Annotated in this window: 33 protein-coding genes; all 33 read right to left on the reverse strand. The window is 64.4% G+C overall.

The window, feature by feature from the left end:
- Window positions 1–85: 85 nt before the first annotated feature.
- Window positions 86–1,141: a DNA-directed RNA polymerase subunit alpha gene (locus GRI75_RS05210; RefSeq protein WP_160745881.1), complete on the reverse strand. Its 1,056-nt coding sequence runs from the start codon at window positions 1,139–1,141 to the stop codon at window positions 86–88.
- A 104-nt stretch (window positions 1,142–1,245) separates the two neighbouring features.
- Window positions 1,246–1,635 (reverse strand): 30S ribosomal protein S11, encoded by a 390-nt coding sequence (gene rpsK, locus GRI75_RS05215; RefSeq protein ID WP_160745882.1) that lies wholly within the window; start codon window positions 1,633–1,635, stop codon window positions 1,246–1,248.
- A 54-nt stretch (window positions 1,636–1,689) separates the two neighbouring features.
- Window positions 1,690–2,058: a 30S ribosomal protein S13 gene (rpsM, locus tag GRI75_RS05220; RefSeq protein ID WP_160745883.1), complete on the reverse strand. Its 369-nt coding sequence runs from the start codon at window positions 2,056–2,058 to the stop codon at window positions 1,690–1,692.
- 300 nt (window positions 2,059–2,358) lie between these two features.
- A complete protein-coding gene (locus GRI75_RS05225) occupies window positions 2,359–2,940 on the reverse strand; it encodes an SRPBCC domain-containing protein (protein WP_160745884.1) in 582 nt (193 codons plus the stop codon).
- An 8-nt stretch (window positions 2,941–2,948) separates the two neighbouring features.
- Window positions 2,949–3,596, reverse strand: coding sequence for an adenylate kinase (locus GRI75_RS05230; protein ID WP_160745885.1), 648 nt, complete (start codon window positions 3,594–3,596; stop codon window positions 2,949–2,951).
- Between the two features lie 29 nt (window positions 3,597–3,625).
- Entirely contained in the window at window positions 3,626–4,990 is a 1,365-nt protein-coding gene (secY, locus tag GRI75_RS05235) for a preprotein translocase subunit SecY (RefSeq protein ID WP_160745886.1), read from the reverse strand.
- A 114-nt stretch (window positions 4,991–5,104) separates the two neighbouring features.
- Window positions 5,105–5,641 carry a 50S ribosomal protein L15 gene (gene rplO, locus GRI75_RS05240; protein ID WP_160745887.1) on the reverse strand — a complete coding sequence of 179 codons (537 nt, stop codon included), beginning with the start codon at window positions 5,639–5,641 and terminating at the stop codon, window positions 5,105–5,107.
- A gap of 154 nt (window positions 5,642–5,795) precedes the next feature.
- A complete protein-coding gene (gene rpmD / locus GRI75_RS05245) occupies window positions 5,796–5,981 on the reverse strand; it encodes a 50S ribosomal protein L30 (RefSeq protein ID WP_160745888.1) in 186 nt (61 codons plus the stop codon).
- Window positions 5,982–5,986: 5 nt separating this feature from the next.
- Window positions 5,987–6,793 carry a 30S ribosomal protein S5 gene (gene rpsE, locus GRI75_RS05250; protein WP_160745889.1) on the reverse strand — a complete coding sequence of 269 codons (807 nt, stop codon included), beginning with the start codon at window positions 6,791–6,793 and terminating at the stop codon, window positions 5,987–5,989.
- A 2-nt stretch (window positions 6,794–6,795) separates the two neighbouring features.
- Complete coding sequence (gene rplR / locus GRI75_RS05255) at window positions 6,796–7,140, reverse strand: 50S ribosomal protein L18 (RefSeq protein WP_160745890.1); 345 nt, start codon at window positions 7,138–7,140, stop codon at window positions 6,796–6,798.
- A 1-nt stretch (window position 7,141) separates the two neighbouring features.
- Complete coding sequence (gene rplF / locus GRI75_RS05260; RefSeq protein WP_160745891.1) at window positions 7,142–7,675, reverse strand: 50S ribosomal protein L6; 534 nt, start codon at window positions 7,673–7,675, stop codon at window positions 7,142–7,144.
- On the reverse strand, window positions 7,675–8,070 hold the full coding sequence (gene rpsH / locus GRI75_RS05265; protein WP_160745892.1) for a 30S ribosomal protein S8: 396 nt from the start codon (window positions 8,068–8,070) through the stop codon (window positions 7,675–7,677). Before rpsH ends, rplF begins: the two co-directional genes overlap by 1 nt.
- A gap of 11 nt (window positions 8,071–8,081) precedes the next feature.
- Entirely contained in the window at window positions 8,082–8,387 is a 306-nt protein-coding gene (gene rpsN, locus GRI75_RS05270) for a 30S ribosomal protein S14 (RefSeq protein ID WP_160745893.1), read from the reverse strand.
- A 24-nt stretch (window positions 8,388–8,411) separates the two neighbouring features.
- The gene (rplE, locus tag GRI75_RS05275; protein ID WP_160745894.1) at window positions 8,412–8,996 is read right to left on the reverse strand and encodes a 50S ribosomal protein L5; all 585 of its coding nucleotides are present in this window, start codon (window positions 8,994–8,996) and stop codon (window positions 8,412–8,414) included.
- Window positions 8,989–9,309 carry a 50S ribosomal protein L24 gene (rplX, locus tag GRI75_RS05280; RefSeq protein ID WP_160745895.1) on the reverse strand — a complete coding sequence of 107 codons (321 nt, stop codon included), beginning with the start codon at window positions 9,307–9,309 and terminating at the stop codon, window positions 8,989–8,991. The genes rplE and rplX overlap by 8 nt, the downstream gene beginning before the upstream one ends.
- A complete protein-coding gene (gene rplN / locus GRI75_RS05285) occupies window positions 9,309–9,677 on the reverse strand; it encodes a 50S ribosomal protein L14 (RefSeq protein ID WP_160745896.1) in 369 nt (122 codons plus the stop codon). Before rplN ends, rplX begins: the two co-directional genes overlap by 1 nt.
- Before the next feature lie 72 nt (window positions 9,678–9,749).
- Window positions 9,750–10,040, reverse strand: coding sequence for a 30S ribosomal protein S17 (gene rpsQ, locus GRI75_RS05290; protein ID WP_160745897.1), 291 nt, complete (start codon window positions 10,038–10,040; stop codon window positions 9,750–9,752).
- A gap of 11 nt (window positions 10,041–10,051) precedes the next feature.
- Window positions 10,052–10,273: a 50S ribosomal protein L29 gene (rpmC, locus tag GRI75_RS05295; protein ID WP_160745898.1), complete on the reverse strand. Its 222-nt coding sequence runs from the start codon at window positions 10,271–10,273 to the stop codon at window positions 10,052–10,054.
- Window positions 10,273–10,707: a 50S ribosomal protein L16 gene (gene rplP / locus GRI75_RS05300; RefSeq protein ID WP_160745899.1), complete on the reverse strand. Its 435-nt coding sequence runs from the start codon at window positions 10,705–10,707 to the stop codon at window positions 10,273–10,275. The genes rpmC and rplP overlap by 1 nt, the downstream gene beginning before the upstream one ends.
- Before the next feature lie 21 nt (window positions 10,708–10,728).
- The gene (gene rpsC / locus GRI75_RS05305) at window positions 10,729–11,424 is read right to left on the reverse strand and encodes a 30S ribosomal protein S3 (RefSeq protein ID WP_160745900.1); all 696 of its coding nucleotides are present in this window, start codon (window positions 11,422–11,424) and stop codon (window positions 10,729–10,731) included.
- Between the two features lies 1 nt (window position 11,425).
- Window positions 11,426–11,806, reverse strand: a complete 381-nt coding sequence (gene rplV, locus GRI75_RS05310; protein WP_160745901.1) for a 50S ribosomal protein L22 — start codon at window positions 11,804–11,806, stop codon at window positions 11,426–11,428.
- Window positions 11,806–12,081 carry a 30S ribosomal protein S19 gene (rpsS, locus tag GRI75_RS05315; RefSeq protein WP_159793548.1) on the reverse strand — a complete coding sequence of 92 codons (276 nt, stop codon included), beginning with the start codon at window positions 12,079–12,081 and terminating at the stop codon, window positions 11,806–11,808. The genes rplV and rpsS overlap by 1 nt, the downstream gene beginning before the upstream one ends.
- Before the next feature lie 6 nt (window positions 12,082–12,087).
- Entirely contained in the window at window positions 12,088–12,924 is an 837-nt protein-coding gene (gene rplB, locus GRI75_RS05320) for a 50S ribosomal protein L2 (protein WP_160745902.1), read from the reverse strand.
- 10 nt (window positions 12,925–12,934) lie between these two features.
- Window positions 12,935–13,246, reverse strand: a complete 312-nt coding sequence (locus tag GRI75_RS05325; RefSeq protein WP_160745903.1) for a 50S ribosomal protein L23 — start codon at window positions 13,244–13,246, stop codon at window positions 12,935–12,937.
- Window positions 13,239–13,862, reverse strand: coding sequence for a 50S ribosomal protein L4 (gene rplD, locus GRI75_RS05330; protein WP_160745904.1), 624 nt, complete (start codon window positions 13,860–13,862; stop codon window positions 13,239–13,241). Before rplD ends, GRI75_RS05325 begins: the two co-directional genes overlap by 8 nt.
- 3 nt (window positions 13,863–13,865) lie before the next feature.
- Complete coding sequence (rplC, locus tag GRI75_RS05335) at window positions 13,866–14,756, reverse strand: 50S ribosomal protein L3 (protein WP_160745905.1); 891 nt, start codon at window positions 14,754–14,756, stop codon at window positions 13,866–13,868.
- Window positions 14,757–15,013: 257 nt separating this feature from the next.
- Window positions 15,014–15,325 carry a 30S ribosomal protein S10 gene (gene rpsJ / locus GRI75_RS05340; RefSeq protein WP_160745906.1) on the reverse strand — a complete coding sequence of 104 codons (312 nt, stop codon included), beginning with the start codon at window positions 15,323–15,325 and terminating at the stop codon, window positions 15,014–15,016.
- A gap of 145 nt (window positions 15,326–15,470) precedes the next feature.
- On the reverse strand, window positions 15,471–16,661 hold the full coding sequence (gene tuf / locus GRI75_RS05345) for an elongation factor Tu (RefSeq protein WP_160745907.1): 1,191 nt from the start codon (window positions 16,659–16,661) through the stop codon (window positions 15,471–15,473).
- 94 nt (window positions 16,662–16,755) lie between these two features.
- Window positions 16,756–18,849, reverse strand: coding sequence for an elongation factor G (gene fusA / locus GRI75_RS05350; RefSeq protein ID WP_160745908.1), 2,094 nt, complete (start codon window positions 18,847–18,849; stop codon window positions 16,756–16,758).
- 114 nt (window positions 18,850–18,963) lie between these two features.
- The gene (rpsG, locus tag GRI75_RS05355) at window positions 18,964–19,434 is read right to left on the reverse strand and encodes a 30S ribosomal protein S7 (RefSeq protein WP_160745909.1); all 471 of its coding nucleotides are present in this window, start codon (window positions 19,432–19,434) and stop codon (window positions 18,964–18,966) included.
- A 173-nt stretch (window positions 19,435–19,607) separates the two neighbouring features.
- Window positions 19,608–19,979, reverse strand: coding sequence for a 30S ribosomal protein S12 (gene rpsL, locus GRI75_RS05360; protein WP_160745910.1), 372 nt, complete (start codon window positions 19,977–19,979; stop codon window positions 19,608–19,610).
- A 749-nt stretch (window positions 19,980–20,728) separates the two neighbouring features.
- A complete protein-coding gene (locus GRI75_RS05365) occupies window positions 20,729–21,097 on the reverse strand; it encodes a response regulator (protein ID WP_160745911.1) in 369 nt (122 codons plus the stop codon).
- Entirely contained in the window at window positions 21,097–23,151 is a 2,055-nt protein-coding gene (locus GRI75_RS05370; protein WP_160745912.1) for a PAS domain-containing sensor histidine kinase, read from the reverse strand. Before GRI75_RS05370 ends, GRI75_RS05365 begins: the two co-directional genes overlap by 1 nt.
- Window positions 23,152–23,154: the final 3 nt, after the last annotated feature.

A 23,154-nucleotide genomic window follows, 5' to 3' on the forward strand; every position in this document is an offset into this window, starting at 1 on the left:
CGGCACAAACGAAAAGGGCCGCCCGGTGGGCGGCCCTTCTGGTGATTGGCGCTGCTCCCTTAGGAGCTAGATCTGCAGCGATCCGTTAGCCGAGCAGTTCCTGCTCCAGCTTCTTGGCCATTTCCTCGATGTTCTCGGGCGGCCAGCCAGGGATGTCCATGCCGAGGCGCAGGCCCATGCTGGACAGCACTTCCTTGATCTCGTTGAGCGACTTGCGGCCGAAGTTCGGCGTGCGCAGCATCTCGGCTTCGGTCTTCTGGACCAGGTCGCCGATGTAGATGATGTTGTCGTTCTTGAGGCAGTTGGCGCTGCGGACCGAAAGCTCCAGCTCGTCGACCTTCTTGAGCAGGTAACGGTTGAGCTGGTTGGCGTCGGACTCTTCCGGCTTGGCGGCCACGCCGATCATCTGGCCCTGCGGCTGCGGAATGCCCTCCTCGAAGTGGACGAACAGCGACAGCTGATCCTGCAGGATGCGCGCGGCATAAGCCACCGCGTCTTCCGGCGTGACCGTGCCGTCGGTCTCGACGGTCAGCGAAAGCCTGTCGTAGTCCAGTTCCTGGCCCACGCGGGCGTTCTCGACCTTGTAGCTCACCTGGCGCACCGGCGAGTAAAGGCTGTCGATCGGGATGAGGCCGATCGGCGCATCCGCGGGACGGTTCTGCACGGCCGGAACGTAGCCCTTGCCGGTGTCCGCCGTCAGTTCCATGTTCAGCGTCGCACCTTCGTCGAGGTGGCAGATCAGCAGGTCCTTGTTGAGGACCTCGATGTCGCCCGAAACGGCGATGTCGCCGGCCTTGACGTCGGCAGGGCCGGTCACGGACAGCTGCAGGCGCTTGGGGCCCTCGCCTTCCATGCGCAGCGCGATCTGCTTCACGTTGAGCACGATGTCGGTCACGTCCTCACGCACACCGGCAAGACTGGAGAACTCGTGCAGCACGTTCTCGATCTTGATCGAGGTGATCGCCGCGCCCTGGAGCGAGGAGAGCAGCACGCGGCGCAGCGCGTTGCCGAGCGTCAGGCCGTAGCCACGCTCGAGCGGCTCGGCAACGAAGGTCGCCTTGCGCTTCTTGTCGCCGCCTTCCTTGACGTCGAGACTGTTGGGTTTCTTGAGTTCCTGCCAGTTCTTCGTGTTGACGGACATGGAGTTCCCCTAAAGGTGTTCTACTGGCGGCATCGGCCGCGGAGCGCTGGGAGCGCCGCGGCCGATGCGAATTGCTTTTGCGGCGTGAGCCGCGGCAGTTTCGATCAGACGCGGCGGCGCTTGGACGGCCTCACGCCATTGTGCGGGATCGGCGTCACATCGCGGATAGATGTGATGGTGAAGCCCACCGCTTGCAAGGCCCGCAGCGCGGATTCACGGCCGGAGCCCGGACCCTTGATCTCGATCTCGAGCGTACGGACGCCATGCTCGGCGGCCTTCTTGCCGGCATCGTCGGCCGCAACCTGAGCGGCATACGGGGTCGACTTGCGGCTGCCCTTGAAGCCCATCATGCCGGCGCTGGACCAGCTGATCGCATTGCCCTGCGCATCGGTGATGGTGATCATGGTGTTGTTGAAGCTGGCGTTGACGTGAGCGACGCCGCTCGAAATATTCTTGCGTTCCCGCCTACGGATGCGCTGGGGTTCGCGTGCCATGGTTCGTATCCTGTCCTAGAATCTGGAAAAGTGAAGCTGCAGCCGAAGCCGCGCTTACTTCTTCTTGCCGGCGATCGGCTTGGCCTTGCCCTTGCGGGTGCGCGCATTGGTGTGCGTGCGCTGGCCACGGACCGGAAGGCCCTTGCGGTGACGAAGGCCGCGGTAGCAGGCCAGATCCATCAGTCGCTTGATGTTCATCGACGTGTCGCGGCGGAGATCGCCCTCGACCGTGTGGTCGGCGTCGATCGTCTCGCGGATCTGCAGGATTTCCTGGTCGTTCAGGTCCTGCACGCGGCGGGTGTGATCGATTCCCAGCTTGTCGGCAATCTTCTTCGCCGTCGTCGGACCGATACCGTGAATGTAGGTCAGCGCCACGATAACGCGCTTGTTGGTGGGGATGTTCACCCCGGCAATACGAGCCACTTAATTCTCCATGCTCCACAGGGACATGATGCCCGCCTCGCGGGCGCCCCTATCTCATCGCGACATTCGGGAAGTCGGGTCGCCGCTGAACGGCAAAAAGCCCGGTTGGCGCGCATCAAGGCTGCCGCCTGCCGGACTGAATCCCGAATTCTCGAATGAGGGCCGCTTACGGCGATTCGCCTCTGCCGTCAACAGCAGACATGGCCACGAAGGGCAATCCCGCGCAGCACAGCGATCGCGACCCCCGGCAACCGCTGAACGCCCTATAGCCGGAATCGCCCTTGCGGTCAAAACCTGGCTTCAGTCGGCAGGACCAGTGCCTTCGCCGTCCAGGTGAGCGGAAAGGCGGCCGAACTGCGCGGACAGGACCGCATCCACGGCCGGGGCGATCCGGTCCAGCGGCAGTTCGGTATGGCCGCCGACTTTGTAGGTCCAGGCGAGCGTGGTTCCTTCCGACTGCCGCTCGATCGTTACCGACATTGTCGCCGCGAGCCCCTCCCCCTGCAGCGGACCGAGTGCCCCGCTCATCCGCAGCTGCTGACCGGGCGCGGCATATATCACCCGCATATGCTCGACCGATCCACCGCCGGGAAGCGACCCGCAGAAGCACCCGCCGGCGCGCGGATCGATGGATAAGTTCGCGCCCTGCCCCGACCAGCTGTGTTCCGGATCCCACCACAGGGAGGGCTCGACCAAGGCGGCCCAAGCCTGTTCGGGTGAAACGGCAGCCGTCAGGCGCCCGGCAATGGCAAAGCCGCTATCACTGCGTGATGTCACTTCCGCCGCAGCGGGAGCGGAGCAGGCGAACGCGGCGAGCGGAATGATCCAGCGCATGGAGCGAAGATAGCGGCGCGCGAGATCGATGTCGCGCCCTATCGCCACGCGGCGGGTCAGCTGGCGAGAACCGCCTCGACGGCCTCGGTCACTTCGTCGATGTCGGCCATGCCGTCGACGCGCGAGACGATGCCGCGCTCTTCGTAGAGAGGCAGGATCGGAGCCGTCTTCGCCCGGTATTCCGCCATCCGCGTGCGGACTGTTTCCTCGTTGTCGTCAGGCCGGCGCTTGAACTCGGTGCTGCCGCACTTGTCGCAGACTTCCGCCACCTTGGGCTGCTTGAAGACGTCGTGATATCCGGCCCCGCATGAGGCGCAGGTGAAGCGGCCGGTGATCCGCTCGACCAGCGCATCCTCGTCGACATCGAGTTCGACCACGTGGTGCAGCTTGCGGCCGTGCTTCGCGAGGATCGCGTCGAGCTGCTCGGCCTGAGCGGCCGTGCGGGGATAGCCGTCGAAGATCACGCCTACGTCGTCGCCGAGCGCAGCCAGTTCCGCGTCGATCAGGGCAGAGACGATCTCGTCGGAGACGAGCTCGCCGCGGTCCATGACTTCCTTGGCCCGGATCCCGACCGGCGTGCGGGCTGCAACCGCCGCGCGCAGCATGTCACCCGTGGAAAGCTGGCGCATTCCGTGGCGCTCGACCAGGCGCGCCGACTGCGTGCCCTTGCCCGCTCCCGGCGGTCCAAGAAGGATAATGTTCACCGGGACCTCTCCCTAACCCTGGTGCGCGCTTAGCGCATCCGGCCCTTGAGCTTCGCCTTCTTGATCAGATCGCCGTACTGGTGCGCCAGCAGGTGCGACTGGATCTGGCTGATCGTATCGACGGTCACGTTGACCACGATCAGCAGGCTGGTGCCGCCCAGGAACAGCGGAACGCCCGTCTGCGCGATCATGTACTCCGGCAGTACGCAGACCAGCGTCAGATAGGCGGCGCCGATCACGGTAATCCGGGTAAGCACGTAGTCGAGATAGGTCGCGGTGTTCTTGCCCGGACGGATGCCCGGGATGAAGCCGCCGTTCTTCTTCAGGTTCTCCGCCGTCTCTTCCGGGTTGAAGACCACCGCGGTGTAGAAGAAGCAGAAGAAGATGATGCCGGCGGCATAGAGCGCCAGGTAGATCGGCTGGCCGTGCGCCAGATACTGGTTAAGCGTCTGGATCGCGCTGTAGAACGTGCTGTCCGTGCTCACCGAGTTGCCGGCGAACTGGCTGATCGTCAGCGGCAGCAGCAGCAGCGAGCTGGCGAAGATCGGCGGGATCACGCCGGCGGTGTTGAGCTTCAGCGGCAAGTGGCTGCGGTCGGCCTGCATCATTCCGCGAGCGCTGGCGCGCTTCGGATACTGCACCAGAAGGCGGCGCTGGGCGCGCTCCATGAAGCAGATGAACAGGATCAGGCCGATGATCATGGCGATCAGGCCGATGATCACGATCGCGCTGATCGAACCGGTGCGGCCGCCTTCGAACAGGTTGCCGATGAACACCGGGAATTGCGCGACGATGCCGGCCATGATGATCAGCGACACGCCGTTGCCGATCCCGCGGCTGGTGATCTGCTCGCCCAGCCAAAGGAGGAACATGGTCCCGCCGATGAGGTTGATCACCGCCGTGAACCGGAACAGGTAACCGGGATTGACCACGGCCTGCAGGCCGCTCTGCGCACCGTAGGCCTCAAGGCCCGCGGCCAGGAACCAGCCCTGAATCGCGCACAGGAACACCGTGCCGTAGCGGGTGTATTGGTTGAGCTTCTTGCGGCCGGCTTCGCCTTCCTTCTTCAGCGCCATCAGCGACGGATGAAGGGATGCGGCCAGCTGGATGACGATCGAGGCGGTGATGTATGGCATCACGCCGAGCGCGATGAGGCTCATGCGCTCGAGGCTGCCGCCCGAGAATGTGTTGAACAGGTCCAGGATGCCGCCACGAGTCTGGTCGTAGAGCGTTTCCAGGATCAGCGGATTGACGCCGGGCAGCGGCACGAAGCTCAGGAAACGGAACACGATCAGCGCTCCGATCGTGAACCAGATGCGCTTCTTGAGCTCGGTCGCCTTGGAGAAGTTGGCGAGGCTCAGATTGCTTGCGATATTATCGGCGCGTGATGCCATCGTCTTCGGTTGCCTTTGTTGAAGGCGCCGGTCCCTCCCCGGCGTGGACCCTGCGAGAGGCCCATATAGGGCGCGGGCGGGATTGTGAAACCCCGCCCGCCGTCCTTGTACCCGTTACTTCGCGGTCTTCGCCGCTTTAGCAGTCTTGTTCACTTCGCGCCGGGCCGTCTTCTTCTCGTGCTCGGAAGGCTGAGCTTCGGGAAGCTCGACCTTGCCGCCGGTCTTCTCGACCGCGGCGATCGCGCCCTTGCTGGCGCCGGCGACCTTGAAAGTGACCTTGGAGGTCAGCTCGCCCTTGCCGAGCAGACGCACGCCGTCCTTGCCACCCTTGGCCAGGCCGATCGCCTTGAGCGCGTCGTGGTCGATCGTGCCGCTCGCGTCGAGCTTGCCCGCGTCGATGAACTTCTGGACCATGCCCAGGTTCACTTCGGCGAAGTCCTTGCCGAACGGGTTGTTGAAGCCGCGCTTAGGCAGACGCATGTGGAGCGGCATCTGACCGCCTTCGAAGCCGGCGATGGACACGCCCGAACGGCTCTTCTGGCCCTTCTGGCCGCGGCCGCCGGTCTTGCCCTTGCCCGAGCCGATGCCCCGGCCGACGCGCATCCGGCTCTTGCGGGCGCCGGGATTGTCGCGGATTTCGTTCAGTTTCATGAGTGCACTCGCTTTCGCTTTATTCGCGCTGAGATCTATCTCACCCCTGCGGGAGAGATACGAAGACTAGGGTCTGCGCTGCAGGCCCTAGTCAAAGTTGCGAGGGGACGGAACCCCTCTCACCACACTCTCCCGCCAGGGGAGAGCACTCGAGTTATTCGACCACTGCCACCATGTGCGGCAGCTTGGCGATCGCGCCGCGGACTTCAGGGGTGTCCTGAAGCTCGACGACTTTGTGCATCTTGCCAAGGCCAAGACCGATAAGGATCTTGCGCTGCGATTCCGGGCGGCGGATCGGCGAACCGATCTGCTTGATCTTGACGGTTTTCTTGTCGGCCATCGAAATTACTCCGTGATCGCCGCTGCGTCGGCCTCGGCCTCCGCAGCGCTGGCGCCGCCGCGACCGAGAAGGTCGGCGACTTTCTTGCCGCGGCGCTGGGCGACGGACTTCGGCGAAGTCTGCTCAGTCAGGGCCGCGAAAGTGGCGCGGATCATGTTGTAGGGGTTGGACGTGCCGATCGACTTGGTGACCACGTCGGCCACGCCAAGGCTCTCGAACACGGCGCGCATCGGACCGCCGGCGATGATGCCGGTACCCGCGGGCGCGGTGCGGAGGTTGACCTTGCCGGCGCCGAAGCGGCCCTTGCCGTCATGATGAAGCGTGCGGCCTTCCTTGAGCGGAACGCGGACCATCTTCTTCTTGGCAGCGGCGGTCGCCTTGTTGATCGCCTCCGGAACTTCGCGGGCCTTGCCGTGGCCGAAGCCAACGCGGCCCTTGCCGTCACCGACCACGACCAGCGCGGCAAAACCGAAGCGCTTGCCGCCCTTCACCGTCTTGGACACGCGGTTGATGTGGACCAGCTTCTCGATCAGCTCTTCGCCGCCATCGTCGTTGCCACGGCCACCGCGACGGTCGTCACGGCCACCACGGCCACCGGGGGCGCCGCCACGGCCACGGCCGCGGTCACCACCGCCACCGCTGCCGCCACGATCGCCGCCGCGGCCACGGCCGCGCTGCGGGGTCGGGTCGCCCGAGGCAGCCGACTGCGTGTCGGCGGCTTCGGAAGGAGCTGCAGCTTGCTGCGTCTCGGCGGTGGCTTCCACCTTGGTCTCTTCCGCTTTCACGGCTTCGTTGTTGTTTTCGTCAGCCATCGTCAGAACTCCAGCCCGCCCTCGCGGGCGGCATCGGCCAGCGCTTTGACGCGGCCATGGAACAGGTAGCCGCCGCGATCGAACACGACGGTGGTGACGCCGGCCTTCTGGGCCGCCGCAGCGATGTCCTTGCCCACCTGCACGGCGGCATCGACATTCGCACCCGAGGGTGTGCCGCCCAGCGTGGACGCTGCGGCGACCGTGCGGCCGCTCGCATCGTCGATGACCTGGGCATAGATGTGCTTGCCGGTGCGGTGAACGGACAGGCGGGGCCTGCCACCGGAACGGCTGCGAAGCGCGGTACGGACCCGGCGGCGCCGGCGTTCGAAAAGGGAGAGCTTGGCCATCTTACTTCTTCTTCCCTTCCTTGCGGAAGATGTACTCGCCGCGGTACTTGATGCCCTTGCCCTTGTAAGGCTCCGGCTTCCGCCAGCGACGGATCTCGGCGGCGAACTGGCCGACCGCCTGCTTGTCGGTACCGCTGATCTCGATCGTGGTCTGATCGGGGGTCTTCACTTCGACACCCGCCGGCACGTCCAGATCGACGTCGTGGCTGTAGCCGAGCTGCAGCTTGAGCTTGTTGCCCTGGGCCGAAGCACGGTAGCCGACGCCGGTGATCTCCAGGACTTTGGTGAACCCCTGGGTCACACCTTCGACGAGGTTCGACACCAGAGTGCGCTGCATGCCCCAGTAGGACCGCGCCTCTTTGCTGTCGTTCGCCGGCATGACGGAGATTTCGTCGCCTTCGACCTTGTAGTCGATCAGATCGGACAGCCCGAGGGTCAGGGTGCCCTTGGGCCCCTTCACGCTGAGCGTGCCGTTCTCGATATTCGCAGTGACGCCGCTTGGGATCGCCACCGGCTTTTTGCCGATGCGGCTCATCAGAACACCTCCGCCAGCACTTCGCCGCCGACGTTGTAGCTGCGTGCTTCGGCATCCGAGAGCACGCCGCGCGGCGTCGAGACGATGGTGATGCCGAGGCCGTTGCGGACGTTCGGCAGTTCCTTGGAAGCCGAGTACACCCGGCGGCCAGGCTTGGAGACGCGGGCGACGTGCTTGATCGCAGGCTCGCCCTCGAAATACTTCAGTTCGATCCGCAGCGCCTTGTGCTTGCCGGTGTCGTCTTCGCTGTAGCCACGAATGTAGCCTTCGCGCTGAAGCACTTCGAGCACGTTCGCGCGCAGCTTGGACGCCGGCGAAAGGACGGAGTCCTTCTTCGCCTGCTGGCCGTTGCGGATACGGGTGAGCATGTCACCCAGTGGATCGGTCATAGCCATCTGTCAGTCCCTCACCAGCTCGACTTGGTCACGCCGGGAATAAGGCCCTTGTTGGCCAGATTCCGCAGCTCGATCCGGTTCAGGCCGAACTTGCGATAGTAGCCGCGCGGGCGGCCGGTGGTGGTGCAGCGGTTGCGCACGCGCGTGGGGTTCGCGTTGCGCGGGATCTCCGCCAGTTTCAGACGCGCCATCAGACGCTCGGTATCGTCGAGCGACTTGTCGTCCGCGACAGCCTTCAGCTTCGCGTACTTGGCAGCATGCTTCTTCACGAGCTTCTTGCGCCGCTCGTTCTTGTTGATGGAACTCAGTTTCGCCATGGACTTAAGCTCTCCTGAGACCGCTTACGCGGCCTCCTTCTCTTCAGCCGCTTCTTCGGCCGGGAACGGGAATCCGAACAGACGCAGCAGCTCGCGCGCTTCATCGTCGGTCTTTGCGGTGGTGGTGACGATGATGTCCATGCCACGCACCTTCTCGATCTTGTCGTAGCTGATCTCCGGGAACACGATCTGTTCCTTGAGACCCATCGCATAGTTGCCACGGCCGTCGAACGAACGCGGGTTGAGCCCACGGAAGTCGCGGATGCGCGGCATCGCGATGGTCACCAGGCGGTCGAGGAATTCGTACATACGCTCCCGGCGCAAGGTCACCTTGCATCCGATCGGCATGCCCTCACGCAGCTTGAACTGCGCGATCGACTTCTTCGCCTTGGTGATGACCGGCTTCTGGCCGGCGATCAGCTGCATTTCCTCGGCGGCGGTCTGGACCTTCTTCTTGTCCTGGCTCGCTTCGCCCACGCCCATGTTGAGCGTGATCTTCTCGAGACGCGGAACTTCGAGGCGGTTCTTGTAACCGAACTTCTCGGTCATCGCCTTGACGATCTCGTCGTCGTACCGCTGCCTGAGGCGGGGGGTGTACTTATCAGCCATCGATCGTTTCCCCGGACTTCACGGCAACGCGCACCTTCTTCCCGTCCTTCTCTTCGAAGCGGACTCGGGTGGGCTTGCCGTCCTTGGGATCGGCGATAGCAACTTTGCTGATCGCCATCGGAGCGGGCGAACGGTCGATGCCGCCCTGCGGATTGGCCTGCGTGGGCTTGCGGTGACGGGCGGCGACGTTGATGCCGTCCACCAGAACCTTGCCAGCCTTCGGCAGAACCTGGGTCACTTTGCCGGTGCGGCCCTTGTCCTTGCCGGACAGGACCACGACCTGGTCACCCTTCTTGATCTTCGCGGCACCCATCACAGCACCTCCGGAGCAAGCGAGATGATCTTCATGAAACCCTTGGAGCGCAGCTCGCGCACGACCGGGCCGAAGATACGGGTGCCGATCGGCTCCTCGTTCTTGTTCACGAGCACCGCCGCATTGGTGTCGAAGCGGATCACGCTGCCGTCGGCGCGGCGCACGTCCTTGCGGGTGCGAACGATCACCGCACGGTGAACGTCGCCCTTCTTCACGCGGGCACGCGGCTGCGCCTCCTTCACGGAGACGACGATCACGTCGCCGACGCTCGCGGTCCGACGCTTCGACCCGCCCAGCACCTTGATGCACTGGACGCGCTTCGCGCCGCTGTTGTCCGCGACGTCGAGATTGGACTGCATCTGGATCATCGATCCGGTTTCCTTCTCATCGGCTTGCCGGAACGAGTCCGGCAGTTCCAAAAAACGTCTGTTGCCGTAACCTTAGTTACCGGCGGCTTCGACCTCGATGTCGGCTTCGAAAGCCACACCCTTGCCGGCCTGCACCCGATCGAGCACCTTCCAGGTCTTGGTCTTCGAAATGGGGCGGGTCTCTTCGATCCGCACCTGATCGCCAGGCTTGAAGGCGTTGTCCTCGTCGTGTGCGTGGTACTTCTTCGAGCGGCGGATGATCTTCCCGTACAGCGGGTGCTTCACCTTGCGCTCGACCAGCACCGTAACGGTCTTGTCGGTCTTGTCGGAAACGACGGTCCCGATCAGGATACGCTTGGGCATCGTCTGGTTCCTTACTTCGCTTCGGCCGCGGCCTGGGCACCGTTGGTGCGCTCAGACTGCAGCGTCTTGATGCGGGCGATCGCGCGGCGGACTTCCTTGATCCGCGCGGGACGCTCCAGCTGGTTCGTGGCCGACTGGAAGCGCAGGTTGAACTGCTCGCGCTTCAGCTCGGTGAGCTGCGCGGCGAGCTGGTCGTCGCTCTTCGTCCGCAGGTCTTCAATCTTGGCGGCCATTATTCGCCTCCCAGGTGCGAGGTGTCGCCGAGACGGGCGACGACCTTGGTCTTGATCGGCAGCTTCATCGCGGCGCGGCTGAAAGCCTCGGCTGCGAGCGGACCGGAAACGCCGTCCAGCTCGAACAGGATCCGGCCCGGCTTCACGCGGGCGGCCCAGTATTCGACCGAGCCCTTGCCCTTGCCCTGACGGACTTCGGCAGGCTTCTTCGATACCGGCACGTCCGGGAACACGCGGATCCACAAACGCCCCTGGCGCTTGATGTGACGCGTGATCGCGCGGCGGGCCGCTTCGATCTGGCGCGCGGTGATCCGCTCGGGCTCCAGGGCCTTGAGGCCGTAGGAGCCGAAGTTCAGGTCCGTGCCACCCTTGGCCAGGCCGTGGATGCGGCCCTTGAAAGCCTTGCGGAACTTGGTTTTTTTCGGTTGCAGCATGATCTTTACTCAGTCCTGCGATCAGCGTGCCGGACGGACGCCGGAGGTTTGAGCCTCCATCATCAGCCGGTCTTGCGCCATCGGGTCGTGGCCGAGAATCTCGCCCTTAAACACCCACACCTTAATGCCGATGATACCGTACGCGGTGAGCGCTTCGGCTTCGGCATAGTCGACATTGGCGCGCAGCGTGTGCAGCGGCACCCGGCCCTCGCGGTACTGTTCGACGCGGGCGATCTCGGCGCCGCCGAGACGGCCGCCGCACATGATCTTGATGCCTTCGGCACCGAGACGCATGGCCGACTGCATCGCGCGCTTCATCGCCCGGCGGAACGCCACGCGGCGGATCAGCTGGTCGGCGATGCCCTGGGCGACGAGCTTGGCGTCGATCTCCGGCTTGCGGATCTCGACGATGTTCAGCTTCACTTCGCTGGCGGTGATCTTCGCGAGCTTGGAGCGGAGCTTCTCGATGTCCGCGCCCTTCTTGCCGATGATGACGCCGGGGCGTGCTGCGTAGATCGAAATGCGGCACAGCTTCGCCGGACGCTCGATCACCACCTTGGAGATCGCCGCCTGCGGCAGCGAGCTGATGATGAACTTGCGGATCTCGATGTCTTCCTTGAGCAGCTGCTGGTAATCGCGCCCTTCGGCGTACCAGCGGCTGTCCCAGGTCCGGTTGATCTGCAGGCGCAGCCCGATCGGGTTTGATTTATGACCCATCTTAAGCCTCTTCTTCCTGCTCGCGAACGACGATCCGCAGCCGGCTGAACGGCTTGAGGATGCGCGTGGACTTGCCACGGCCGCGCGTGGCGAAACGCTTCATGGTCACCGACTTGCCGACCGAAGCTTCGGCCACGACTAGAGCGTCGACGTCCAGGTTGTGGTTGTTCTCCGCATTGGCGATCGCCGAAGCGAGCACCTTCTGCGCATCCCGTGCCATGCCGCGCTTCGAGAACGCGAGGATGTTCAACGCATCCTCCGCCTTCTTGCCGCGGATCAGGGCGGCCACGAGGTTCAGCTTCTGCGCGGAACCACGGATCGTGGTGCCGACGGCCAGAGCCTCGTTGTCGCCGACGCGACGGGGAGCCTTCTGCTTGCCCATTAGCGCTTACCCTTCTTGTCGGCAGCGTGACCCGGGAAGTTCCGCGTGGGTGCGAACTCGCCGAGCTTGTGGCCGACCATGTCTTCGTTGACGGAGACGGGGATGAACTTCTGACCGTTGTAGACGCTGAACGTCAGGCCGACGAAATCCGGCAGGATCGTCGAGCGGCGCGACCAGGTCTTGATCGGCGCGCGGCCGCCAGCTTCCTGAGCGGTCTGCGCCTTTTTCAGCAGGTGCAGGTCGACGAACGGACCTTTCCAGACGGAACGAGCCATGGCGGATTACCTCTTCTTCTTCGCGTGGCGCGAACGGATGATCATCTTGTCCGTCTGCTTGTTGTTGCGGGTCCGGGCGCCCTTGGTCGGCTTGCCCCACGGAGTGACCGGGTGACGGCCGCCCGAGGTCCGGCCTTCACCACCGCCGTGCGGGTGGTCGACCGGGTTCTTGGCGACACCGCGGGTCAGCGGCTTCACGCCCATCCACCGGCGACGGCCGGCCTTGGCCAGCGTCTGGTTGGAGTTGTCGGGGTTCGAAACCGCGCCAACCGTGCCCATGCAGTCGGCCCGAAGGTAACGCTGCTCACCCGAGTTGAGGCGGACGATGACCATGCCCCGGTCGCGACCGACGAGTTGGACATAAGTGCCTGCCGAACGGGCGATCTGGCCGCCCTTGCCCGGCTTCATCTCGATGTTGTGGCAGATCGTGCCGACCGGCATCTGGCCGAGAAGCATGGCATTGCCCGGCTTCACGTCCACGCGCTCGCCGGCAACGATCTTGTCGCCCGGAGCAACGCGCTGCGGGGCCAGGATGTAAGCCTGCTCGCCGTCTTCGTAGTTGATCAGCGCAATGAATGCGGTCCGGTTGGGATCGTACTCGAGCCGTTCGACCGTGCCTTCGACGCCCCACTTGCGGCGCTTGAAGTCAACAAAGCGGTACTTCTGCTTGTGACCGCCGCCGATGCCACGCGAGGTGACATGGCCCTTGTTGTTGCGGCCGCCGGTCTTGCGCTTGCCTTCGGTCAGCGCCTTGACGGGCTTGCCCTTGTGCAGCGACGACTTGTCGACGAGGATCAGGCCGCGGCGCGCCGGGCTGGTCGGTTTATAGTTCTTGAGTGCCATCGTCCGGTCCTCAGATACCGCTGGTGATGTCGATCGAGTCCTGGCCTTCGACCAGGGTCACAATCGCCTTCTTGAAGTCGGAACGCTTGTAGGGCTTGCCCTTCCAGCGCTTGGTCTTGCCCTTCGACACGATCGTGTTCACGCTCTTCACCTTGCGGTCGAACAGCGCTTCCACCGCTTCCTTGATCTGCGGCTTGGTCGCATCGCCAGCCACCTTGAACACGACGGCGTTGAACTCGGAAGCCATGGTCGACTTCTCGGTGATGTGCGGAGCGAGGATCACGTCGTAGTGACGCGCATCGATTTCCTGGGTCTTAGCCATTGAAGCGCGCCTCCAGCTTTTCGATCGCCGCCTTGGTAAGGACCAGCGTGTCGTGCTTCAGGATGTCGTAAACGTTGGCGCCGGCAGCCGGCATCACGTTGACGCCGGGCAGGTTGCCCGCGGCCAGCTTGAAGCCGTTCTCGACGGTTTCGCCGTCGATCACCAGCACCTTGCCGTTCCAGCCGTTCTTGCCGAAGGTTTCGGCCAGGGCCTTGGTCTTGGCATCGCTCAGTTCGAGGCTGTCGACGACCACGAGGCCATCCTTAGCCTTGCTCGAAAGAGCCATCCGCAGGCCGAGTGCACGGACCTTCTTGTTCAGCGACTGCTCGAATTCACGCTTGCGCGCGCCGTGAGCCTTACCACCGCCGATGAAGATCGGAGCGGCACGGTCGCCGTGACGGGCAGTGCCCCCGCCCTTCTGCTTGCCGTACTTCTTGCCGGTGCGTGCCACGTCCGACCGCTCGCGAGTGGCGCGGGCAGTGCCGCGACGGTTCTCGAGCTGCCAGGTGACGACGCGGTGCAGGATGTCGGCGCGCGGCTCGACACCGAAAACGGCATCGTTGAGCTCGATATCGCCCGAGGCATTGCCGTCGAGTTTTTGGACCTTCACCTTCACGGATCAGCCCTCCTTGCCATCATCGCCGGCGGGCGCGGAGCCCTCGGCAGCGTTGTTCTCATTCACGGCGGGGGTGACGTCGTCACCGGCACCGGCCTGCTGTTCGTCGAGCAGCTTTGCTTCCTGCTCGGCGGTCAGGGCGGTGTTGTCCTCGTGCGCGGCGGCGCTCTCGACGAGACCGGCCGGCGCTTCCTGATGCTCGGGAGCAGTGCTCTTCTTCTCGAGGATCGCACCCGGGAACGGAGCGCCTTCCGGCATCGGCAGCTTGACCGCGTCGCGAACCAGCAGCCAGGCGTTCTTCGAACCAGGGACGGAGCCCTTCACGAAGATCAGGCCGCGGTCGGCGTCCGTGCGAACCACTTCGAGGTTCTGCTGCGTACGCTGACGGTCGCCCATGTGGCCGGCCATCTTCTTGTTCTTGAAGACCTTGCCCGGATCCTGCCGCTGACCGGTGGAACCGTGAGCACGGTGGCTGACCGAGACGCCGTGCGTCGCGCGCATGCCGCCGAAGCCCCAGCGCTTCATCGCACCGGCAAAACCCTTGCCCTGCGTGTGGCCGGTGACGTCGACCATCTGACCGGCAACGAAGTGCTCGGCGCTGATCGTGGAACCGACCGGCAGCAGCGCGTCTTCGCCGGCGAGACGGAACTCGGCGACTTTCTTCTTGAGCGACACCTGAGCCTTCGCGAAATGCTCGCGCTGCGGCTTGGCGACGTTCTTCTGCTTGGCTTCGCCCGAACCGACCTGGAGAGCGACGTAACCGTCACGATCCGCGGTGCGATGCGAAACAACCTGGCAATCTTCGAGCGCCAGGACAGTGACCGGCACGTGGCGGCCGTCTTCCTGGAACAGGCGGGTCATCCCGACTTTCTTAGCGATCACGCCAGTGCGCATGATCCGTACTCCTTAACAGAGGCACCCGGACCATTCCGGGTGCGTGGGGGCATCCCATCGAAGCAGCGCTTCGACGGGAGACCTTTCAGCCCAAATTTTCGTGCATCGCCCCGTCCGGGCTGAGTGCTTCCCGAAGGAAGCAAGACGGGGGACGCAGCCCGGCAGAGTGCCGGCGGTATCCCTATGTCGTCCGGCCGGAAGAACCGGCCTGGGAAACCCTGCCGAGGCCCGCCTGCGCGAGCTCCCGGCCGACTGGCTTACGCCAGCTTGATTTCCACGTTCACACCAGCGGCCAGATCGAGCTTCATGAGCGCATCGACCGTCTGGGCGTTGGGCTGCACGATGTCGAGCAGCCGCTTGTAGGTACGCACTTCGAACTGCTCACGCGACTTCTTGTCGATGTGCGGGCCGCGAAGAACGGTGAATTTCTCGATGCGCGTCGGCAGAGGAATGGGGCCCCGGATGAGCGCGCCGGTGCGGCGTGCGGTGTCCGCGATCTCGCCAGTCGCCTGATCGAGCACGCGGTGATCGAAGGCCTTAAGGCGAATACGGATATTCTGAGCTTCCATGTCCTACTACCGATGCGAAAGAGCCAAGGAGCCGTAGCCCCAAAAAACAAGAGACCGCCCCGCCTCGCCGGTTTCCCGACCAAGGGGCGGCCCCCGAAAAACCTGGCCGGCGGAGACGAATCCCCGCCGGCGAGCCAGGCCTATATTACTTCGTGATCTTGCTGACAACCCCCGAACCGACGGTGCGGCCGCCTTCGCGAATTGCGAAACGGAGACCCTCATCCATCGCGATCGGAGCGATCAGCTTCACGCCGATCGTCACGTTGTCGCCCGGCATGACCATCTCGGTGCCCTCGGGGAGGACGACTTCGCCGGTCACGTCGGTGGTGCGGAAGTAGAACTGCGGGCGGTAGTTGGCGAAGAACGGCGTGTGACGGCCACCCTCGTCCTTCGACAGCACGTAGACTTCCGCGTTGAAGTCGGTGTGCGGCGTAACCGAACCCGGCTTCGCCAGAACTTGGCCACGCTCCACGTCGTCACGGCCGATGCCGCGGATCAGGGCGCCGATGTTGTCGCCGGCTTCACCGCGATCGAGCAGCTTGCGGAACATCTCGACACCGGTGACGGTGGTCTTCTGCGTGTCCTTGATGCCGATGATCTCGACTTCGTCGCCGACGTTCACGATGCCGGTCTCGACACGGCCGGTGACGACGGTACCGCGACCCGAGATCGAGAACACGTCCTCGATCGGCATCAGGAAGGGCTTGTCGATCGGACGATCGGGCTGCGGGATGTGATCGTCGACAGCCTTCATGAGCTCCATGATGGAGTTCTTGCCGATCTGCTCATCGCGACCTTCGAGAGCGGCCAGAGCCGAACCCTTGACGATCGGAATGTTGTCGCCGTCGAAGTCGTAGCTGGAAAGCAGCTCCCGCACTTCCAGTTCGACGAGTTCGAGGATTTCCTCGTCGTCGACCTGGTCGACCTTGTTCATGTACACGACCAGGGCCGGCACGCCGACCTGACGGGCGAGCAGGATGTGCTCGCGGGTCTGCGGCATGGGGCCGTCGGCAGCGTTCACAACCAGGATCGCGCCGTCCATCTGCGCGGCGCCGGTGATCATGTTCTTCACATAGTCGGCGTGGCCCGGGCAGTCGACGTGGGCGTAGTGACGGCCAGCGGTCTCATACTCGACGTGTGCGGTCGAGATGGTGATGCCGCGAGCGCGCTCTTCCGGCGCCTTGTCGATGTTCGCGAAGTCCACGGCAGCGCCGCCGAATTCTTCAGCCATCACCTTCGTGATCGCAGCGGTCAGCGTGGTCTTGCCGTGGTCGACGTGACCGATGGTGCCGATGTTGCAGTGCGGCTTGTTCCGCTGGAATTTTTCCTTGGCCATTTGTCCTTAACCTCTGTCTCGTGAGTTCGATTGCGTGCGGGGAACAAGGCGGCACCCGCTGAATCAGGCGCCGCCCCTAGACGCTTGCCCTGCCTTAGGCAAGCTTCTCCTTGATCTCTTGCGCGACATTCGTCGGCACTTCGTCGTAGTGCGAGAACTGCATCGTGTACTGGGCGCGGCCCTGTGAGAACGAGCGCAGTTCGTTGACGTAGCCGAACATGTTGGCGAGCGGCACGTGGGCTTCCACCACCTGAGCATTACCACGGCTGTCAGTGCCCTGGATCTGCCCGCGGCGGGAGTTGAGATCGCCAATCACGTCGCCCATGAACTCCTCCGGAGTCACGACTTCGACCTTCATGATCGGCTCGAGCAGCTTGATGCCGGCCTTCTGGGCCGCTTCGCGCATCGCACCGCGGCCGGCGATCTCGAACGCCAGGGCGGACGAGTCGACGTCGTGGTACTTGCCGTCGATCAGGCGGATCTCGAAGTCGATGATCGGGAAGCCGATCAGCGAACCGGTCTCGGCCGTCTCGCGCATGCCCTTCTCGACCGACGGGATGTATTCGCGCGGGATGTTGCCGCCCTTGATCTCGTCGATGAAGGTGATGCCCGAACCGCGCTCGCCGGGAGCTAGCGCGATCTTGACCTCGCCGAACTGGCCGGAGCCGCCCGACTGCTTCTTGTGGGTGTAGGTCAGCTCGACCGGCTTGGCGAGCGACTCACGGTAAGCCACCTGCGGCGCGCCGACGTTGGCTTCGACCTTGAACTCGCGGCGCATGCGATCGACGAGAATGTCGAGGTGAAGCTCGCCCATGCCCTTGATGATCGTCTGGCCGGATTCGTGATCGGTCGAAACGCGGAAGGAGGGATCCTCGGCTGCCAGACGGTTGAGCGCGACGCCCATCCGCTCCTGGTCGGCCTTGGTCTTCGGCTCCACCGACAGCTCGATGACGGGGTCGGGAAATTCCATCCGCTCGAGGATGATCGGAGCGCTCGGCGCACACAGCGTATCGCCGGTGGTCGTGTCCTTCATGCCCGCGATGGCGACGATGTCGCCGGCGAACGCCTCGTTGATGTCTTCACGGCTGTTGGCATGCATCAGCAGCATGCGGCCGATCTTTTCCTTCTTGTCCTTCACCGAGTTGAGCACGGTGCCCTTCTCGAGCTTGCCCGAGTAGATGCGGGTGAAGGTCAGCGAGCCCACGAACGGGTCGTTCATGATCTTGAACGCCAGCGCGGAGAACGGCGCGTCGTCGGACGACGGGCGGGAATCTTCCTCGTCGCTGTCCGGCTTCACGCCCTTGATCGCCGGCACGTCCACGGGGCTCGGCATGTAGTCGACAACGGCGTCGAGCAGGGGCTGCACGCCCTTGTTCTTGAACGCGGAGCCGCACAGCACGGGCACGAAAGCCTGCTCCAGGGTGCCCTTGCGGATCAGGCGCTTGAGCGTCGCTGCGTCGGGGATGTTGCCTTCGAGGTAGGCTTCCATGACCTCGTCGTCCTGCTCGACGGCAAGCTCGATCATCCGCTCACGGTATTCGGCGGCCTTGTCGGCAAGGTCGGCCGGAATGTCGGTATATTCGAACTCTGCGCCGAGGCTTTCGTCCTTCCAGACGATGCCGCGGTCGTTGACCAGGTCGACCACGCCCTTGAGATCGCTCTCCGCGCCGATCGGCAGGTACAGCACCAGCGGCTTCGCGCCGAGGCGATCGATGATCGACTGCACGCAGTAATAGAAATCGGCGCCCGTGCGGTCGAGCTTGTTGACGAAGCACATCCGCGGAACTTTGTACTTGTCGGCCTGGCGCCAGACGGTCTCGGACTGCGGCTCAACGCCGGCAACGCCGTCGAACACGGCGACCGCGCCGTCGAGCACGCGCAGGGAGCGTTCGACTTCGATGGTGAAGTCCACGTGGCCCGGGGTGTCGATGATGTTGATGCGGTGCTTCGGACCCTTGCCGTCCTCGGCCGCCCAGAAGGTGGTCGTGGCGGCGGAAGTGATGGTGATCCCGCGCTCCTGCTCCTGCTCCATCCAGTCCATCGTGGCGGCGCCGTCATGGACTTCGCCGATCTTGTAGGACTTGCCGGTATAGTAGAGGATCCGCTCGGTCGTGGTGGTCTTGCCGGCATCGATGTGCGCCATGATGCCGATATTGCGGTAGCGTTCCAGCGGATATTCGCGGGCCATGGGGAAATTCCTCGGGTCGTGTCGGGGAGAGCCGATCGGCTCGCGCCCCATATGGTTACTTCTATGACCGTTTGAAGACCGGGGGCGAACCCCCGGCCTCAAGCGGTGCCCGGCCTACCAGCGATAGTGGCTGAAGGCGCGGTTGGCGTCGGCCATGCGGTGCGCGTCTTCGCGCTTCTTCACCGCATTGCCGCGGTTGTTGGCCGCATCCATCAGCTCGCCCGAAAGGCGGGCCGCCATGGTGGTCTCGGCGCGGCCGCGGGCTGCGTTGATCAGCCAGCGGATCGCGAGAGCCTGAGCACGCTCGGGGCGAACCTCGACCGGCACCTGGTAAGTCGCACCGCCGACGCGGCGGCTGCGCACTTCGACCTGCGGCTTGATGTTGTTCAGCGCATCATGGAACACCGCAACCGGATCGGCCTTGGCGCGGGATTCGACCACTTCGAGAGCACCGTAAACGATACGCTCCGCAGTGGACTTCTTCCCGTCGTACATGAGGTTGTTCATGAACTTGGACAGGATCAGATCACCGAACTTGGGATCCGGCAGGATTTCCCGCTTCTCGGGACGACGACGACGTGACATCGGTAATTCCTTTTTCGTGAGCCTTCCGCTTCCCCGTTCCGTCACCCCGGACTTGTTCCGGGGCCTATTTCACGGCCGGGTGCGGAGCTCGAAAGCCTTCGCAAACATCCGCACCTGGAGCCCGATGGATCCTGAAACGCGTTCAGGATGACGGGTGAGGCACGGACGCCGCCTTATTTCGGACGCTTGGCGCCGTACTTGGAACGGCTCTGACGGCGGTCCTTAACACCCTGGGTGTCGAGCACGCCGCGCAGCACGTGATAGCGCACACCGGGAAGGTCGCGTACGCGGCCGCCACGGATCAGCACCACGGAGTGCTCCTGCAGGTTGTGCCCCTCGCCCGGGATGTAGGCGATGACTTCGCGCTGGTTGGTCAGGCGGATCTTGGCCACCTTGCGCAGCGCCGAGTTCGGCTTCTTCGGAGTCGTCGTGTAGACGCGGGTGCAGACACCGCGCTTCTGCGGGTTCTGGTCCATCGCAGGGACCTTGCTCTTGGCCTTCTGCGGAACACGGCCCAAACGGACCAGCTGGTTGATCGTCGGCATAGAATCTCTTCACCGGTTAATTGACGCTACGGCGGCAAGGTGAAGCGGATCGACTGGCCGTCATCCTCGCGAAAGCGGGGATCGCCGTCCACAAGCGCGGGGCCTGCGGAACTCGGTCCCGGATCAAGTCCGGGACAGGCCTGAAACACTCCACCTGGCGCGCGAACGCCGGGTTACTTTGACGGCTGCCCCATGAGCGTTTCCGCTCCAACAGAGAAGGGGCCTGGAGGATTCCGCGAATCCCCGTAAGGCCCCCGGGACATGACCGGCAATGTTCAGCTCTATTTGCCCGAGGCAGTTGCGGAGCGAACCCAGCCCTCACTCGGATGGCGCCGCCCTTAGGCCGGTTTGCCGCCCTGGTCAAGGACCGTGAGCGGCCGCGGCGCTTGTGCGCAGCGGCGCCTGCAGCACCAGGCTGGACCTGCGCTTGCGGAGCCATGGATCCCGGAACAAGTCCGGGATGACGAGGTGAGAGAGCCGCCGGGACTTGGCTTTTTCCTCGTCATTGCTGACGTCCGCTTGCCGCGGCGCCGGGCGATGGGAAAGCATCACCCTCCCCCTACTCGTCACCCCGGACTTGGTCCGGGGCCCATTCCTCGGCCCGGAACGGACCTTCGATCCTCCGGGACCTGCGCTTGCGGAGCCATGGATCCCGGAACAAGTCCGGGATGACGTGGAACAAGTGCGGAGGGAAAGCCCGGGATGAGGGTGAGTGTGGATGGCGAGACGGTATGCTGCCTCCTCGGCCGCTAGTCTTCGTTCGCGGCGCCGGGGTGGACGGCCGCCAGGACGTCGCGCAGATCGCTCAGGCTATAGGGCTTCGTCAGCGTCGGCACTTCCCGCAGCGACTGCGGGTGCTCGGCATCGCCATATCCGGTTGCGAAGACGAACGGGATGCCCGATTGTTTCAGCGCCGTGGCCACGGCATAGCTTCGTTCGCCGTGAATGTTGACGTCGAGGATGGCAACGTCGGGCTGGCGGCTCTCCAGGTATTCGAAGGCCTGCTGGATGGTGGTGGCCAATTCCGCCTCCTCGAACCCGAGCTCCAGGAGCATGTCCTCGAGCGCGAAGCCGACGATTGGCTCGTCCTCCAGCAGCAGGGCCGACCGAAGAGCCATCAGGCGGCCATCGGAAGCGGGGCGTCGATGGTGCAGCGGAGCCCGTCAGGGGCGAACTCCAGGGTGACCGAGCCGTGCAGCTCGGCCGCCAGCCCGCGCTCGATCATCCGCGAACCGAAACCCCTGCGGGTCGGCGCGGCGACGGGTGGGCCGCCCGCCTCCTTCCACTCCAGGTAGAGCCGTGGGCCGGACACGCCGGGCGTTACCTCCCAGCGGACAGCGATCGTTCCAGTGTCGTTGGACAGCGCCCCGTGCTTGATCGCGTTGGTGCAAAGTTCGTGGACCGCCATGGTCAGCGACACCGCGGTCTGCGGCGGAAGCACGACTTCGGAGCCTTCGAGCGTCACTCGCGAGGACAGCGCCCCGGTGGTGGCGCTTACCGAGTCCGAGATGATCTCCGACAGCAGCGCGGTCTCCCAGTTCTTACGGGTGAGCAGATTGTGCGCCGCTGCCAGTGCGCCGAGCCGGGCATCGAACGCCTCTCTCGCCGCTTCCACCGGCAGCTTCCCCTTGAACGATTGCTGCGCCAGCCCCTGGACGATGGCAAGGGTGTTCTTCACCCTGTGGTTGAGCTCGTTGATCAGCAGGCTCTGGCGCTGTTCCGCCTTCTTCCTTTGCTCGATCTCGACCTGGGCTTCGCGGTAGAGGCGGGCATTGTCGAAGGCGATCGCCGCCTGGGCGGCAATCCCGCGAATAAGCTCCACATGGCTGTCCAGGAACCTGCCCGGCTTTTCATGGCCGAAGAACAGGCCGCCGATCACGCCTTCGGTGCGGGACTGCACCGGCACGGCGAGATAGCTCCGCACAGGCAGATGGCCGCGCGGCATTCCGAAGTGCGGGTCATTTTTCCCGTACCGCGGGTCCTTGGTGATGTCGTCGGAGCGGACGATAGCCGTGCCGTCGAACGTGGGCTTGAACACTTCGGTCGCGCGGGGATGGCCGAACTGGTCGAACTGCGCCCGGTCGGCGCCGGTCAGGCTGTAGAGCACGAGCGCTTCGCCGTTCTGGTCCACCGTGTTGTAGAAGAACGCGCCGAACTGCGCGCCAGTGAGGGCCACGCCGGCGTCCGTCACCCGCTGGACGATCTTGTCGAGATCGAGCTCCGAAGCAAGCGCCGCGCCCGTCTGGTTCAGCGTTTCCAGGACCCGCGCATGGGTCGCCATCCGTTCTTCGGACAGGCTCTGCTCGGTGACGTCGTACCCTTCGGCGAAGATGCCGGTGACGGCGCCCTCGGAGTCCCGCACCGGCTGGTAGATGAAGTCGAGGTAGGCCTGCTCGATAGGCCCGTCAGGAGTGCGGCGGACAAGCAGGGGCTGCTGGCGGCCGACGAACGGCTCGCCGGTCCGGTAGACGTTGTCCAGCAGCTCGAAGAAGCCCTGCCCCTCCAGCTCCGGCAGCGCTTCCCGCACCGGCAGGCCGACCAGCGTGCGGTCGCCGATCAGGCGCTGATATGCTTCGTTGACAAGTTCGAACGTGTGGCTCGGCCCGGAGACCATGGCCATGAACCCCGGCGCCTGGGCGAAGAGGTTCTCCAGCCGTTCCCGCTCCGACTTGATCGTGCGGACCGCGCGGACTTTCTCGGTCGTCTCGGTGCAGGCGCAGAACAGGCCGCGCACATGGCCCTGCTCGTCGCGGATCGGCGAGTAGGAGAAGGTGAACCAGGTGTCCTCGTCGTAGCCGTGCCGCTTCATCGTCAGCGGCAGGTCGTCGAGCCAGGAGGCCTCGCCATCGAGCGCGCGGTCGACCAGCGGGCCGAGGTCAGGCCAGATCTCGGCCCAGATCTCTTCGAACCTCTGCCCGAGCGCGGCCGGGTGCTTGGCCCCGAGAATGGGCGCGTAGGCATCGTTGTACAGGAAGCCGAGTTCGTCCCCCCAGGCGACGAACATCGGAAACTTCGAATTCAGCATCAGCGAGACGACCGACTTGAGCGGCGCCGGCCAACCTTCGGGATCGCCCAGCGGCGACGTGCTCCAGTCGAGCGCCAGGATCATCTCGCCAAGCGAGCCTCCGCCGGCAAGAAACGCCAGCGGCCCTTCGGCTGCGGCGTCTTTCACCGG

The organism is Croceibacterium soli, from assembly GCF_009828065.1.
GTDB lineage: Bacteria > Pseudomonadota > Alphaproteobacteria > Sphingomonadales > Sphingomonadaceae > Croceibacterium_B > Croceibacterium_B soli.